Source organism: Azospirillum brasilense, assembly GCF_008365405.1.
Lineage (GTDB): Bacteria > Pseudomonadota > Alphaproteobacteria > Azospirillales > Azospirillaceae > Azospirillum > Azospirillum brasilense_D.
In genome coordinates this window covers 16,228-31,380 of the sequence record NZ_QOKV01000006.1, presented here as the reverse complement: position 1 = coordinate 31,380, position 15,153 = coordinate 16,228, and the positions used below count along the sequence as shown (strand labels likewise).

Sequence of the window (15,153 nt, the reverse complement as noted above, 5' to 3'; positions counted from 1 at the left end):
GCACATTTCAACGGAGAAGCGGCAACCGGTCACAGAGGTTGCCGTTGCAACGGCCCCACCACTCGCCCTAGGCTGAACGGGATTACTCCGTTCCGGCAAGGCCACGATGTCCCGTTCCAACGATTTCGCCAGCAACTTCATCAAGGCTCACGCCGATGCCGGGCTGGAGCGCGTCTCGATCGCCCACATCCTCCAGACCATCCAGAAGGACCCGGCCTTCCTGTTCAGCGAGGAGTTGCGCCGCGGCGGCGGCCAGTGCCCCATGCACGCCGCCCCCAACGCCGACGACGCGGACAAGGTGACGGTCAACACGCTGCTGGCCTATCTGTTCGACCGGCTGCGCGACCATGTGGCGTCCAAGCTGCCGCTGGACGAGCGCGGGCAGGTGATGCTGCCGATCCCGCCGCGCTCCCCCCACGGCATCGATCCGGCCGACCGGGCGGCGATGGCCGCGGCCCCGCTCAACGTGATGGCCTCGGTCCTGCGCGACGCCACCTGCCATCTGCTGGACGGCCTCATCACCGGCTGGGCCGCCGACCTGCTGACGGAGGAGGAGCACTACCGCGCCCAGGGCACGGGCGAAATCTCCGCCGCCGCCGCCGCGACCTTCATCCTGCGCACGACGCTGGAGGACTCAGCCCTCTACCAGCGCGCCGGCTACGACATGCTGTCGATCACCAAGACCGGCAGCCACACCGCCATCCACATCTGTTGGGCCATGGTGGAGGCAGCCCCCCTGCTGCTCCCGGACAGGGATGCCGCGGCTTACGACGACCTCGTCCGGCGCAGCCTGAAGCAGGTGGTGCCGCTGTCGATGGCCAGCCTGGGCATGCTGGTCCATTACATGGAGGCGTCGGGGATCGAACCCCACGACGGCCTCGCCATCCACCTGCTGCCCAAGGACCAGACGGCCTTCGTCCTCGACGAGGCCGGGCTGATCTGCCTGAACCCGGAGCCGATCACCCGCTTCGCCAAGCCCGAGGAGCGGCATTACACCGGCTGCCCGGCCTTCTACACGCCCGGCTTCATCAAACTGTATCTCGACATCGTGGCCAGCATCGCCATGGACTACGGCGTCTACGACCGGCTTCGCGACCGCTGACCGTCCTCATTCACGAGATTGACGCCCATCATGGCCCGCTCCAACGATTTCGCCCTGACCTATTTCGCCGCGCATGAGGAGGCCGGGATGACCCGCATCAGCCTCGTGCCGATCCTGCACCGCATCGCCGAGGACCCGAACTACCTCTTCACCGAGGAGCTTCAGCGCCTCGCCGGCCAGTGCCCGGCACACGCGGACACCCGCAAGGAGGATTACGAGAAGGTCGCCATCAACACGCTGCTGGCCTTCCTCTACAACGATCTGCGCGACCACATCACCAACCGCATGCCGCTCGATGCCGACGGCCATCTTCTGCTGTGCAACCCGCCGGACTCGCCGCACGGGCTGGACGTCGCCGACGCCGCCGGGCTGGACGCCGCCCCGGCGGAGACGCTGATCGGCTTCCTGCGCGACAGCGTGTGCCACCTGCTCGACGCCATCATCAAGGATTGGGCGATCAAGGTGACGCTGGAGGAGGAGCGCTGCCGGGCGGAGGGCGCCATCACCCCGCTCGCCGCGGCCGGCTTCGTCCTCGCCAACACGCTGGAGGCGTCGGTGCTGCACGCGCCGTCCGGCTACGACATGCTGTCGATCACCAAGACCGGCAGCCACACCGCGCTCCACGTCTGCTGGAACCTGTGCGAGGCGGCGCCCATGCTCAAGCCCGGCCTGACCCCGGCCGAATACGACGACCTGTCGCGCCGCAGCCTGAAGCAGGTGCTGCCGCTCGCCATGGGCAGCCTCGGCATGCTCTGCCAGTTCATGGGGGCCGGCCACATCGAGGCCGACGACCATCAGGCCATCCACCCCCTGCCCCGCCACCAGACCGCCTTCGTCTACGACGCGGAGACGCCGGGCGGCATGATCGTCCTGAACGCCGACCTGATCGAGCCGACCGCGCAGGCGGGCGAGCGCCATTACACCGGCTGCCCGGCCTTCTACGCCAACGGCTTGATCAATCTCTATATGGAGATCGTGCTGTCGCTAGCCGCGCGGTACGACATCTACGGGCGGGTCCTGCGGGCCGGATGAGCAATGCGCCGCACTGCCCAGCGGCGCGGCGGCCTTGACGCCACGCGAAGTGTGCCTATCTTGGCGGCCTTGTCGATTTGGAGACTGCTTGCGTGGCCACCACCAGGAAGATGTTGCGCCGTTACACGACCACCGCGCTGGCCGACGGGATCAAGCGCGCGCGCGGGCGCATGATCTCCCCGCTGCAACGGGCGCTCGGGCATGTCGAAAGCGTGTTCATCGACCACGCCTGCTTCCGGCTGGTCTATTCGAACACATACCGCATCTCTCCCAACATGTACCGGGCGAGCCAGCCCTCCCCCTCGCACATCCGGGAGGCGGCGCGGCGCGGCGTGAAGACCATCCTGAACCTGCGCGGCAGCCGCGACTGCGCCTCCTACATCCTGGAGGCCGAGGCCTGCCGGGCGGCCGGGCTGACGCTGGTGGACTTTCCCGTCAACTCCCGCGACATGCCGAAGAAGGAGACGCTGCTGAAGGCCCGCGACCTGTTCGCGACCATGCAGTATCCGGCGCTGCTGCACTGCAAGTCGGGGGCGGATCGCGCCGGCTTCATGTCGGCGCTCTACCTCTTCATCCACGAGGGCGTGCCGCTGGAGCGAGCGACCAAGCAGCTTCACTGGAAATACGGCCACTTCAAGCAGGCGAAGACGGGCATCCTCGACTATTTCTTCGAGCTGTACGCCGCCTACAACGAGAAGCGCCCGATTGCCTTCTGGGACTGGGTGGAGCGCGTCTACGACCCGGTGGAGGCCAAGGCCAGCTTCCGCTCCCGCGAGTGGGCCGACACGGTGGTCGACCGGGTTCTCGGGCGGGAGTGATACCGACGGTGCGTCACTTCGCCCCGACGAAATGGCAATAGGGGAAGCTCAGGAAGTCGAAGCGGCGCACGCGGACCGGCTCGTGCCGGTTCAGCCAGTCGAGCACCGCGTAATGGGCCATCTGGTCCAGCATCCAATAGACCTCCACCCCCGCCAGGAAATGCCCGATGTAGGAGCCGAGCAGCGACAGGAAGCGGTCGCCGCCCGGCGTGTTCTCATAAACGGCGAACCCGACCGGAATTTCCCGTGACGGACCACGGCGGCGACCGTCGAACATGAGACCGACATCGCATCCCGCCATGTCCGCCCGGAGAGCCTGCGGATCTCCGGTGATCCAGGCGTCGGTGTCGACCACCATCAGCGGGCGGTCCATCCGGCGCATCCACTGCAAAGCGCGAAGGAAGCGGGCGGAGGCGTAATAGGTGACGCGCTTGATGTCGGTCCAACCCGCCATGTCCGGCCGGTCCAGCGAGAAGCCGATTTTCAACCGTCCGTCCGTTTGCCAGCGGACCATGGCCCGCTCCGTCTCCGACGACGGCGCCACGACATGGACGGTGACCGCGGCGCCCGGCATCCGCTCCGCCAGCGACTCCAGAAGCGCCGGGGCGAAACGGCGGAAATAGACGTCGTCGCAGCAGAAGAAGACCGCCGGTTCCCCGGTTGGACCCGGCGCCGGCGCGGTGCGCCACTCCATAGGGGCCATGCGCTCCAGAACCGCTTCGACCGGCGGCAGAGCGCGGAAGAAGGCATCGTCGGCGCGCAGCATGGTCCACAGACCCAGTTCATGCTCCCCCGCGACCTCCGCCACAGTAAAGCGCCGCCGGAAGCGCCGGCTCAGCCAGGAGGCGAGGACGAGCCGGTCCCGGCGGTAGACGTGGAAGCCGATGACCGACGCCGCGACCGTGTCCTTGGGATGGCGCCGCAGGCGGAGCCAGGCGGCCCGTGCCCCGTCACGCAGCACCGCGTCGGACGCCATGCCCACCTGCACCAGCGTCGCCACCGCGGCGACGTGCAGCCAGTCGGCCTCATCGTCGTCCGGCCGGGCGGCAACGGCCCGGCGCAGCGCGCCGATGGCCTCCTCGACCAGCGCCCGGTCGACCGCGAAAGGCTTTCCATCCTGTACGCCCATCGCCCCGCTGCGCTCCAGCAGCAGCCGCCCCAGCAGGCGGTTGGCGCGGTGATGATGCTCATCCTGCTCCAGGGCGGCCCGTGCCATCGCTTCCGCCGCCGCCGCGTCCCCGACCGCCACCAGTGCCTCAACCGCCGCCGCGCGGGTATCGGCGTCCGCCGCCGGGTGGCGCGCCGCGACGGTCCGCCGCTCCGCCTTGTCCAGCCGCGCGTCCCACTTGTCACGCAGCGCCGTCAGGTTGACCGCCGCTCCCGCGTGGCCGGGCTCCAGCGCCAGGGTCCGCCGGTAGCTTCGCGCCGCACCCGCAGCCTTCTCCTGCTGCTTCAACCCGTTGCCGAGGTTGAACCAGGAGGCCGCGTTCGCCGGGTCGAGGGACAATGCCCGTTGCAGGCAGGCGATGGCCTCCGCCCCCTGCCCGGCCAGGCGCAGGGCAGCGGCAAGGTTGCTGTAGCCGGCGACGCCGCCGGGCTCCAGCCGCAGGATGGTCCGGAAGTGGCCGACGGCCTCGGTCGGGCGCCCCGTCTGCACCAGAAGCATCGCCAGCATCTGCAGCGCACCGCGATTCGCCGGCTCGCGCTCCAGGACAGCACGATAGAGCGGCTCCGCCCCCGCATGGTTGCCGGAATTGTGCAGGCGAATCGCGTCGGCGAGGGCAGGTTCCATGAGACGGGACCATAGACCGGATCGTCCCTGGCGCCAATCGCTGCCATCGGACGCGCGCCGAAGCAACCTGGAGAAACACTTCGTGTGATCGGGCCGCCCCAAAATGCTCTTTCATGAGCGGGTGGATGGAATATCAGCCAATTATTGCGCGGTATGATACAGTCTGGTTCAGAGATGCCCGCAACCGGTTACCTCAGGAATGGTCAGCGAAATGCCTCGGTACGTTCGGACCGGATACATTCCCCGGATCGACCGCCCCGCCAAAGCCATGCACCTTCCGCCGTTTCAAAGAGTGCAGGCGCACGCTCCGGCACGGTCTGGACGGATCCGGGCCGCCAACCGAATCGGCCGCTGTCGTCCGGCGATCCGGCGCAAGGTTGTGTTTGCACTCCGGCCGATTCGATGATCCCCGACCAGGAGACACCGCGGCGTCCGACTTGCCGTCTAACTTGGCGGATGCGACCGCAACGGGTGCGGGGCTGGCTCGTCCTGCTGGTCATGGCGGTTGCGGTGCCTCTGGTCCTCTTCTCGGTGTCCCTTCTCATCCGCAACATCGATGCGCAGGCTCAGCAAACGGAACAACTCGTGCTCGATCGGACGCGGCTGCTGGCCGAGGACGTCGAGCGTGAGGTTGGCCGCCTGATCGCCGCCGCAGAGGTGCTGTCCACGTCGGAAAGCCTGACGACGGATGATCTGGGCGCCTTCTATCGGCAGGCCTCCGGCGTGCGCGACCGGCTGGACACCAACGTGGTTCTCCGCGATTTGGAAGGCCGACAACACGTCAACAGCCGGATGCCCTGGGGTGCCGCTCTGCCGGACAAGACCACGCTCGAAGCCGACCAGCGTGTGATCGACACGGGCAGGCCGCAGGTCACCGGCCTTTTCGTCGGCGACGTGAGCCATGCCCCGACCCTGGCGGTGATCGCCCCGGTGATCCGCGACGGCCGGATCCGTTACCTGCTGAGCCTGAACATCCCCTGGGAGCGGCTTCAGGCCATCGTGTCGCCGGAGCGCATCCCGGCGGGTTGGCGGGCCGGGGTGATCGACCAGGAGGGTGTCGTCATTGCCCGGTCGCATTTGAGCGAGCAGTTCGTCGGCAAACCGCTTCCCGCCGCACTGTGGAGCGGGATGCAGGACATGCCGGACGGAATCCATCGCGCCGTCAATCTGGAGAGTGTGGAGGCGATCCAGGCCTACAGCCGGTCCCGGACTTTCGGGTGGGTGGTCGCGACGAGCGTCCCCACGACCCTGGTGGCCTCCCCGGCGCGCCATGCCCTGCTGCTCTTCACCGGCGGCGGCCTTGTTCTTCTGCTGATCGGCATCGGGGCGGCGATTCTGCTCGGACGGCGCCTCACGCGCTCCGTCTCCCAACTGGCCGGAGCGGCGGAATCGCTGGGCGCCGGATATCCCGTGCCGCCGCCCGACGGCGGCGTGGCCGAGATCGAGGCGGTGGACCTCGCCATCCGCAACGCCGCGGACCTCATCCGGCGGCGCGAGGCGGCGCTCGCGGAAAGCGAGGCCCGCCACCGGGCCATCGTTCAGACCGCGGTGGACGCCATGCTGGTCATCGACGAGACCGGCACGATCCAGAGCTTCAACCCGGCGGCGGAGCGCATCTTCGGCTACCAGGCCGGCGAAGCGGTCGGTCGGAACATCCGCATCCTGATGCCGGAGCCGTTCCATTCGGCCCATGACGGCTATTTGCAGACCTATCGACGCACGGGTGAGAGGAAGATCATCGGTATCGGGCGCGAGGTCGAAGGACGGCACAAGGACGGTTCGATCTTCCCGATCGAACTGGCGGTCACCGAATGGACCGCGGGGGAGCGCCGCTACTTCACGGGCATCGTCCGCAACATCACCGAACGCCGCCGTGCCGAGGACGCCCTGCGCGCCTCCAAGGCCGAGGCCGACCGCGCCAACGTCGCGAAATCCAAATTCCTCGCCGCCGCGAGCCATGACCTGCGGCAGCCGGTCCAGGCGATGATGCTGTTCCAATCCGCCCTGGCGGAGCGGCTGGATGGGCACCCCGCGGCCCCGCTTCTCGACTCCATGGGGCAGGCCATGGACGGGCTGCGCATGCTTCTCGACAGCCTGCTCGACGTGTCCAAGCTGGATGCCGGTCTGATCGTGCCGCAACTGCAGGATCTCCCGATCGGTCCGATCATCGAACAGCTTGGTGCCGAATACCATCCCCAGGCGGAGGCCAAGAGCCTGCGGCTGCGCGTGGTTCCCTGCACCCTGACGATCCGCAGCGATCCGGCCCTGCTGATGCGCATCCTGCGCAACCTCGTGGAAAACGCGCTGCGCTACACCGAAAGTGGCGGCCTGCTGATCGGCTGCCGGCGGAGGGGGGACCGTCTGCGCATCGAGGTGATGGACTCCGGCATCGGCATCCCATCCAACAAACACGACGAGATTTTCGAGGAATTCTTCCAGGTCGGCAACCAGGAGCGGGACCGCAGCAGGGGGCTGGGCCTCGGGCTGGCGGTGGTGCGCCGCCTCGCCCGCCTGCTCGGCCACCAGGTTCACCTGCGCTCAAGGTTGGGAGCCGGGTCCGCCTTCTGCGTCGATGTGCCGTTGATCGCCCGCCATGCCACCCCTTCCGAACCGATGGCGGCCCGGCTGGCGCCGAGCGATGGGCGGGGGATGATCCTGGTGATCGACGACGAACCGCTGATCCGCCTCGGCCTGCAGGCGATGCTGGAGGGCTGGGGCTATCGGGTGCTGACGGCGGGCTCCATCGAGGACGCGGTTCAGCATGTCGAGAGCGGGGAATGGCCGAGCGCGATTCTGGCCGATTACCGCCTGCGCGATGGGAAGACCGGACTGGACGCCATCCGGGCGGTGTGCGAGCGGTTGAGGACGCCGGTTCCGGCGACGATCATCACCGGCGACACCGCCCCGGAGCGGCTGGCGGAAGCCCGCGCGGGCGGCCACACCCTGCTGCACAAACCCATCGCCGCCCACGAGTTGCGCAACGCCGTGGTGGAGATGGTGCCCGCGGCGGATTGAACCCGGTTCGGGTTTGCCGGATCAGGGCGCCAGCAGGGCGGCCTCGCCGTCCTCGCCGAACTGGAGCTTGCACAGGCGGGCGTAGGTGCCGTTCTGCGCGATCAGGGCGTCGTGGGTGCCCTGCTCCAGGATGCGCCCGCCCTCCATCACGACGATCCGGTCGGCGTTGCGCACGGTGGCCAGCCGGTGGGCGATGACCAGCGTCGTGCGCCCCTGGGTCAGCCGCTCCAGCGCCCCCTGCACCAGCCGCTCGGACTCGCTGTCCAGCGCGCTCGTCGCCTCGTCCAGCAGCAGGATCGGCGCGTCCTTCAGGAAGGCGCGGGCGAGCGCGAGACGCTGCCGCTCGCCGCCCGACAGCTTCACGCCGCGGTCGCCGATCACCGTGTCGTAGCCCTCCGGCAGCCGGGCGACGAAGTCGTGCGCGGCGGCGGCCTTCGCGGCGGCCACGATGTCGTCGAACGGGGCGTCCAGCCGCCCGAAGGCGATGTTGGCCCGCACCGTGTCGTTGAACAGGACCGTGTCCTGGCTGACCAGCGAGATGACGCCGCGCAGGCTCTTCAGCGTCACCGCCCGCACGTCCTGCCCGTCGATCAGCACCTGCCCGCCGGTCGCGTCGTAGAGTCGCGGGATCAGGTTGAAGACGGTGGACTTGCCGGCCCCGCTGCGCCCGACCAGGGCCACCGTCGCCCCCGCCGGAACCTCCAGGTCGATGCCCTTCAGCGTCTCCGTTCCCTCTTCGTAGGCGAAGCGGACGTCGCGCAAGGACACGGCGGCGCGCTCCACCGCCAGGGGCTTGGCGCCGGGCTGCTCGGTGATGGTCGGCTTCTCGTCCACCAGTTCGAAGATGCGCTGGGCGGCGGCCAGACCTTCCTGAAGCACGGCGTTCAACGTGCCGATGGCCCGCACCGGCTGCGCCGCCATCAGAAGCGCGCCGACGAAACCGGAAAAGGCGCCGACCGAGCCCTCGCCCATCGCCATGCGGTAGCCGGCGAAGGCGATCACCCCGGCCACCGCGGCGCCGCCCAGAACCTCCATCATCGGGTCGATGCGCGAACGGGCGCGGGTCGCCTTCATGGTCAGGGCGAAGTTGTCCTCGAAGGCGCGGGCGGCGCGGGCGCGCTCGTAATCCTCCAGCGAGTAGGTCTTGACCATGCGGGCGCCGGCCAGGCTTTCCGTCAGCAGGGCGGTCATGTCGCCCATCTGGGCCTGGGTGTCGCGCGACACGCGGCGCAGCCGCTTGCCGATGTTCACGATGGGAATGGCGGCGATCGGGTAGATCAGGAAGACGATCAGCGACAGGACCCAGTCGAGGTAGAACATCGACCCAACCAGCGCGATCACCGTCAGGATGTCGCGCACCAGCCCGGTCAGGGTTCGCGACAGGGCGTTGCGGATCAGGTCCACATCGCTGATGAAGCGGGACGTCAGTGTGCCGGTGGGGGCCGCGTGGAGCTGGGCGGTGTCGGACCTCAGCAAATGGTCGAACATCGACAGGCGCACATCGGTGATGATCCGCTGCACGATGTCGGTGGTCACCACCGTCTGGGCGTACATGGACAGGGCCTTGACCGCCGTGATCACGATGATCAGGAGCGGGATGACCAGCAGCATGCCCCGGTCCTGCTCGGAGAACATCGAATAGGCCTGATCGATCAGCAGCGGATAGGCGCCGGTCGCCGCCGCCACCACGGCCATCAGCAGGAAGGACACCATCAGCTTGCCGGTGTAGGGGCGCACCCATTCCCGCAGCATGCGGCCGACCAGCCGTTCCGTCGCCGCGTCGAGGCGCAGCCGTTCTCCGCTCTTTTTGCTCACGTGCACGTCTTCCTGTAGCGCAATCGCGATGGCTTAGCCGATGGCGCCGGTGCTTGTCCACCGGGCCTTAACTCACTGCGCCCTGTCCTGCGGGCCTTGTCCACCGGGGCGGAACCGATCAAGCTTCCTTAACCGGGCGGATGGCACGATACCGACCGGCACGCGCTCCACCCCGTGCAAAGGAGGCGCCATGGCGGCGGACGGCGGAAACGGACAGGGTCCCGGCAATCGCTACGGCCAGCACCATCACCGGCCGCGCATCGGTCTGGCGCTGGGCGCCGGGGTGGCCCGCGGCTGGGCGCACATCGGCGTCCTGCGGGCGCTGGCGCGCTACGGGATCGAGGCGGACATCGTCTGCGGCAGTTCGGTGGGGGCGCTCGTCGGCGGTCTCCATCTCGCCGGCAAGCTCGACGCGCTGGAGGAATGGACGCGCAGCCTGACCCGGATGAAGATCGTCGGTTATCTGGACCTGCGGCTGCGCCAGGGAGGTGGGCTGATCGGCGGTGACCGTCTGGTCGCCGAGATGCGTCATCATCTGGGCGACATCCAGATCGAGGAGCTTCCCAACCCCTTCGCCGCCATCGCCACCGATCTGGTCACCGGGCACGAGGTGTGGATGCGCAACGGCCCGCTGGTGGACGCGCTGCGCGCCTCCTTCTCTCTGCCGGGGGTCTTTCCACCGGTGCGCTTCGAGGGGCGTTGGATGGTCGACGGCGCCCTGGTCAACCCGGTGCCGGTGTCGGCCTGCCGGGCACTGGGCGCCCAGATGGTGATCGCCGTCAATCTGGCCGCCGACATCATCGGCAAGTCGCGGCGCCCCGGCGCCGCCGTGCCGACCGCGGCGGGGTTCGACCTCCTGAAGCTGATCGACGAGGAACACGAGCCGGATGGCGAGTCCAAATCCCGCGCCGGCTTCCGCGTGCCCATCGGCGCGCTGAGCCGCCGCATCTTCCGGCGCGATTACGAGGGGCCGAGCCTGTTCGGCGTCATGGTGTCCTCGCTGGGCATCGTCACCGACCGCATCGCGCGGTCCCGTCTGGCGGGCGAACCGCCGGACGTGCACATCACCCCGCGGCTGGGCCACATCGGCCTGTCGGAGTTCGACCGGGCGGACGACTGCATCCGCGAGGGGGAGGCAGCGGTCGAGCGCGTCCTCCCCGACCTGCAGGACGCGCTCCGGGTTTTCGGTTTCTCGTCCCCGGTCTGAGCGGTGTCAGGCGGTCAGATCGACCGCCGCGCCGCGCCGGTCCTTCTCGCCGGACAATTGGCGCTTCAGCTCCTCGGCGATCTGCTTCTCGACCGCGGCGCGCTTCTCCGCCGGCATGGACGCGAGGGACTCCTCGTCCAGCTTCATGCGGGCGAGAATCTGGTCCCGGATGCGTTGGGCCGGCGTCTTCCGCGCCTCCTTGAGGAAGGCGTCGGCAGCGCTGACTCCGCTCGCCTCCTTCTCCGGTTCGGCCTTCTCGTCCTGCGCCGTGAACTTGGCGACGACGCGGGAGACGTTGCTGATATAGTTGGAAATTTGCATGACGGTTTCTCGCGACCGATGGGTTGGAGATCCGACAAGCAAGTTTTGTGCAACCTTAAATATGCTTGGCAATCAACCTCATAAGTGGGAATTCTGATGGTGTGGATGTGCCGGGCGGCAAAAATGACCGGCACATGATCTGCCGCCTTCCGGTTCCGCCGCTTTCCGCCGAGACGATGCATGGACCCCATCACCACCGACCGCCTGATCCTGAGGCCCTTCCGGGAGGGGGACGCGCCCGACCTGCTCGCCTATCTGCATCACCCCCGGGCAAGCTGCTTCCTCTCGCTCAAACTGGACAACCTCGACGCGGCCGCCGCCGAGGTGGAAACGCGCAGCCAAAGCGACGAGCACATCGCCGTGTGCCTGCGCAGCACCGGCCGGGTGATCGGCGACCTGTTCCAGGTGCCCGAGCCGCCGGACACCTATTCCGTCGGCTGGAACTTCAACGCGGATTTTGCCGGAGCCGGATACGCAGCGGAAGCCGCGCGGGCCCTTTTCGATCATCTTTTCACAGTGAAGCAGGCCCGCCGCCTCTACGCCTATGTCGAGGAGACCAACGTCGCGTCGCAGCGCCTGTGCGAAAGGCTCGGCATGAGGAAGGAAGGGCTGTTCGTGGAGTTCATATCCTTCGAAACGGATGGCGGCGGACATCCCATCTTCGAGAACACGATGCAGTACGCCATCCTGCGCAAGGAATGGCGCGCCTAAAAAAAGAAAGCGCGCCGCACCCGGTCGGCGCGACGCGCTTGTCGTCCTCAGCAACGGATCGTGTCCGTCGCGTCCGGTCAGCGATCCAGAGCCGTGCCCAGCGCGGCGCCGCCCAGGCCACCGATGATGGCGCCACGCTTGCCGTCCACCGCGTAGCCGCCAGCGGCGCCAGCCGTGCCGCCCACCACGCCGCCGGTCGAACAGGCCGCGAGCGTCAACAGCGCAATGGCGGTCCCGATCAGGCGCAAACGAGACATGTCCAAACCCTCCTTGTGGTGCTTCTCGCCCCTATAAACAGACGAGAAGGCAATTTGCTTCCACGACAGCGCGATTCCGTCGGGAAACCACCCTTGGATAAGGGCGAAAGAGGGATATCGGGCCCGTTCGGAGCACCGTTCAGAACAGAACTCGGGTGCCGACCCGCAGCATCGTGCTGTCCGACGGATCCCCGCCATAGGTCATGGTGCCCAGATCGGCGGTGACGCTGACCTTCGGCGACATGCGGAACCGCAGGCCGGTGGACCAGGCCTCCTGCGGGGCCTCGGCGCCGACCTGGGTGTGGGCCAGCCGCCCCATGACCGTCCAGCCCTGCAGCGGCGTGCCCTGTTCCAGATAGAGGCCGGCGTTGAGCGTCCGCCGGGCGGCGCCGTCGTCGGGGAGCTGCTCGCGGTAGCCGGCACCGACCGTCACGCCGGGCAACGTCACCTGCCCGCCGACCACCCAGGACCGGCGGGGCGTGCCGCGGTCCTTGGCGACGGCGGCCTTGCCCGCCCCGGCGGTGATGCGCAGACGGGCCTTGCCCAGCCGTCCGTCATGCCGCACCACGCCTTCCACCACATGGCGGGCGAGCGGGTCGGCCGCCCCGAGCTCCGTGCGGACGGGGGTGTAGCCGAGGCCGATGTTGAATCCGTGCAGGCGCGGCGAATAGTAGGTCGCACGCGCGTCCGGTCCGCCGAAGGCGCCGTCGTTCATGAAAACCGGGTCGGAGAACCATTGGTCGCGCACCGGCGTGGTCGCCACCATCCGGCGCGACGCGCTTTCCGTCTGGCCGACCTCCAGAGCGCCCCAACCGTTGAGATCGATGGCCTTCTTGTCGAACCGGATCGGCGTGGCACCGCCGCCCGCCGCCGGCCGGTCCAAGCCGGGCAAGGACCCCGCCATCGCCGCCGAGGAAGACAGAACAAGCGTCAGGGCTGCGAGGGGCAGTGCCGGAATACGCCGTATACGAAACATGAAATGCCCCTCGCCTGTTGCATTAACCCGGAAGGATTGTAGTCCGTCGCAATGCTGCGTTGCGGGAGACATTTCTGTATTATTTTAGGAACATTGGGAAATTTTGGCCGCTGCGTTGCACTCGCGCCCAAGAATTGCCAAAATCGGATGACCGCAAAGGCGGCATCACTCCCATTCCGGCGCGAGGACTATGGAGACGGCGAGCACCATCATCCTGATCGGGTCGTCGCTGCTGATCGTCAGCATCCTGACCAGCTATCTGGCGCTGCGGATCGGCACGCCGTTGCTGCTGATCTTCCTGGGCGTCGGGCTGTTCGCCGGGATCGACGGCGTCGGGGGCATCAGCTTCAACGACGCGGACAGCGCCTTTCTGATCGGCTCCATCGCGCTCGCCGTGATCCTCTTCGAAAGCGGCCTGGACACCAAGCTGTCGAGCTACCGCGCCGCCGCGTGGCCGGCGCTCAGCCTCGCCACCTTCGGGGTCGCCATCACCTCCGGGGTCATCGGCGTCGCCGCGCATTTTTTGCTGGGCCTGCCCTGGATCGAATCCTTCCTGGTCGGCGCGGCGGTCAGCTCCACCGACGCCGCGGCGGTGTTCTTCCTGCTGCGGGTCGGCGGAATCACCATCCGCGACCGCGTGCGCTCAACGCTGGAGATCGAGTCCGGCAGCAACGACCCGACGGCCATCCTGCTGACCGCCATGTTGGTGGAGGCGGCGCTGCACGGCTGGGGCACGCCGCTGGAATTGGCCGGCTTCCTGGTGAAGCAGATCGCCGGCGGGGCAATCCTGGGTGTCCTGGGCGGGGCCGGGCTGGCCGCCTTCATCAACAACGCCCGCCTCGACCCTGGCCTGAACCCGGTGGTCACCCTGGCCTTCGCCCTGTTCCTGTTCGCCGGAACGAACGAACTGGGGGGCAGCGGCTTCCTCGCCGTCTACGCCGCCGGTCTGGTCGCGGGCAATGTGAAGCTGCGCGGGGCGCTGGGCCTGCGCCAATTCCATTCGGGCCTCACCTGGCTCAGCCAGATCGTCATGTTCGTCATGCTCGGCCTGTTCGCCACACCGCATGATTTCAGGGCGATCGCCCTGCCCGCCCTGGCCCTGGCCGTCCTGCTGATCCTGCTGGCGCGGCCGCTGGCGGTGTGGCTGTGCCTGCTGCCCTTCCGCTTCTCGCCCAATGAGAAGACCTTCATGGCCTGGGTCGGTCTGCGCGGCGCGGTGTCGATGCTGCTGGCGCTGGTGCCGATCCTGGGCGAGTTGCCGGGCGGTCAGGTGATCTTCAACACCGCCTTCCTGGTGGTGATCGTGTCGCTGGCGGTGCAGGGCTGGACCATTGGCCCGATGGCGCGCTGGCTGAAGCTGATCGTCCCACCGCGGCGCGGACCGGTCGAACGGTTCGAGCTGGAACTGCCCGGCGGGGCCGACCAGGAGATGGTCGCCTACACCGTCCACCCCAAGAGCCCCGCCGCCCGTGGCCAGCGCACGCCGCGCTTCGCCCGCCCGTCCCTGGTCATCCGCGATGGCCGCGTGGTGCCGCTGCACAAGGCGCGGACGCTCCAGGCCGGGGACATGGTCTATCTGTTCACCCCGCCCAGCCAGTTGCCGCTGATCGACAAGCTGTTCGCCGAGAGCCGGCCGCTGGATCAGGACGACCGCGCCTTCTATGGCGATCTGGCGCTGAATCCCGACGCGACGGTGGAGCAGATCGCCGAGATGTACGGCCTGCCCCTGTCGCTGGCCAACGCCCAGCGGTCCCTGCGCGACCTGCTGCGCAACGAGTTCGGCGGCAGTTGCGAGCTGGGCGACCGGATGCGCATGGGCGGCGTGGAGCTGATCGTCCGCGACATGCAGGACGGGCAGATCACCTCGGTCGGCCTCGCTCTGGAGCCCTCGGCGATCGACAAGCCCCGCGTGCCGCTGTTCCAGGGTCCGGAACGGTTTTGGCAGACGATCGAATCCTGGTGGTCGAAACGCTCCTTCCGCCGCTGGCAGCGCCGGGAAACCCGCCGCGAGCGCCTGCCCGCCCGCGCCATCGAGGCGCCCACCTTGGCCGGCAAGGAACCGGAACGGCTGGAGGGATGACCCCCTCCAGTCGCTTTCGTCGGACGC

12 protein-coding genes are annotated in these 15,153 nt (G+C 68.2%); 7 read left to right on the top strand and 5 right to left on the bottom strand.

The genetic code is table 11. From position 1 onward, the window contains the following. Nucleotides 1-106 precede the first annotated feature (106 nt). The 3 genes from DS837_RS11805 (at nt 107) to DS837_RS11795 (ending at nt 2,952) form a co-directional block, all read left to right on the top strand. Entirely contained in the window at nt 107-1,102 is a 996-nt protein-coding gene (locus tag DS837_RS11805; protein ID WP_149164936.1) for a hypothetical protein, read from the top strand. Nucleotides 1,103-1,132: 30 nt separating this feature from the next. Further along, on the top strand, nt 1,133-2,134 hold the full coding sequence (locus DS837_RS11800; RefSeq protein ID WP_149164935.1) for a hypothetical protein: 1,002 nt from the start codon (nt 1,133-1,135) through the stop codon (nt 2,132-2,134). A gap of 92 nt (nt 2,135-2,226) precedes the next feature. Further along, on the top strand, nt 2,227-2,952 hold the full coding sequence (locus tag DS837_RS11795) for a protein tyrosine phosphatase family protein (RefSeq protein WP_247889883.1): 726 nt from the start codon (nt 2,227-2,229) through the stop codon (nt 2,950-2,952). 13 nt (nt 2,953-2,965) lie between these two features. Here DS837_RS11795 and DS837_RS11790 read toward each other — a convergent pair whose 3' ends face one another. Then, nucleotides 2,966-4,744, bottom strand: a complete 1,779-nt coding sequence (locus tag DS837_RS11790; RefSeq protein ID WP_149164934.1) for a tetratricopeptide repeat protein — start codon at nt 4,742-4,744, stop codon at nt 2,966-2,968. 471 nt (nt 4,745-5,215) lie between these two features. Here DS837_RS11790 and DS837_RS11785 point away from each other — a divergent pair, with 471 nt between their 5' ends. Continuing rightward, nucleotides 5,216-7,759, top strand: coding sequence for a PAS domain S-box protein (locus DS837_RS11785; RefSeq protein ID WP_247889882.1), 2,544 nt, complete (start codon nt 5,216-5,218; stop codon nt 7,757-7,759). 21 nt (nt 7,760-7,780) lie between these two features. On the opposite strand, the gene DS837_RS11780 is transcribed toward DS837_RS11785, so the two are convergent. After that, on the bottom strand, nt 7,781-9,574 hold the full coding sequence (locus DS837_RS11780) for an ABC transporter ATP-binding protein (RefSeq protein ID WP_149164932.1): 1,794 nt from the start codon (nt 9,572-9,574) through the stop codon (nt 7,781-7,783). Between the two features lie 190 nt (nt 9,575-9,764). Here DS837_RS11780 and DS837_RS11775 point away from each other — a divergent pair, with 190 nt between their 5' ends. Next, nucleotides 9,765-10,781: a patatin-like phospholipase family protein gene (locus DS837_RS11775; protein WP_149164931.1), complete on the top strand. Its 1,017-nt coding sequence runs from the start codon at nt 9,765-9,767 to the stop codon at nt 10,779-10,781. 6 nt (nt 10,782-10,787) lie between these two features. Here the strand turns inward: DS837_RS11775 and DS837_RS11770 are convergent, their stop codons facing one another. Continuing rightward, nucleotides 10,788-11,102 (bottom strand): hypothetical protein, encoded by a 315-nt coding sequence (locus DS837_RS11770; protein ID WP_149164930.1) that lies wholly within the window; start codon nt 11,100-11,102, stop codon nt 10,788-10,790. Between the two features lie 180 nt (nt 11,103-11,282). Here DS837_RS11770 and DS837_RS11765 point away from each other — a divergent pair, with 180 nt between their 5' ends. Then, the gene (locus tag DS837_RS11765; RefSeq protein WP_149164929.1) at nt 11,283-11,813 is read left to right on the top strand and encodes a GNAT family N-acetyltransferase; all 531 of its coding nucleotides are present in this window, start codon (nt 11,283-11,285) and stop codon (nt 11,811-11,813) included. Between the two features lie 77 nt (nt 11,814-11,890). Here DS837_RS11765 and DS837_RS11760 read toward each other — a convergent pair whose 3' ends face one another. Further along, the gene (locus tag DS837_RS11760) at nt 11,891-12,070 is read right to left on the bottom strand and encodes a hypothetical protein (RefSeq protein ID WP_014198692.1); all 180 of its coding nucleotides are present in this window, start codon (nt 12,068-12,070) and stop codon (nt 11,891-11,893) included. 139 nt (nt 12,071-12,209) lie between these two features. Further along, the gene (locus tag DS837_RS11755) at nt 12,210-12,962 is read right to left on the bottom strand and encodes a porin (RefSeq protein WP_247889881.1); all 753 of its coding nucleotides are present in this window, start codon (nt 12,960-12,962) and stop codon (nt 12,210-12,212) included. A gap of 274 nt (nt 12,963-13,236) precedes the next feature. Here DS837_RS11755 and DS837_RS11750 point away from each other — a divergent pair, with 274 nt between their 5' ends. Continuing rightward, nucleotides 13,237-15,126 (top strand): potassium/proton antiporter, encoded by a 1,890-nt coding sequence (locus DS837_RS11750; protein WP_149164927.1) that lies wholly within the window; start codon nt 13,237-13,239, stop codon nt 15,124-15,126. The last annotated feature ends 27 nt before the right edge of the window (nt 15,127-15,153 follow it).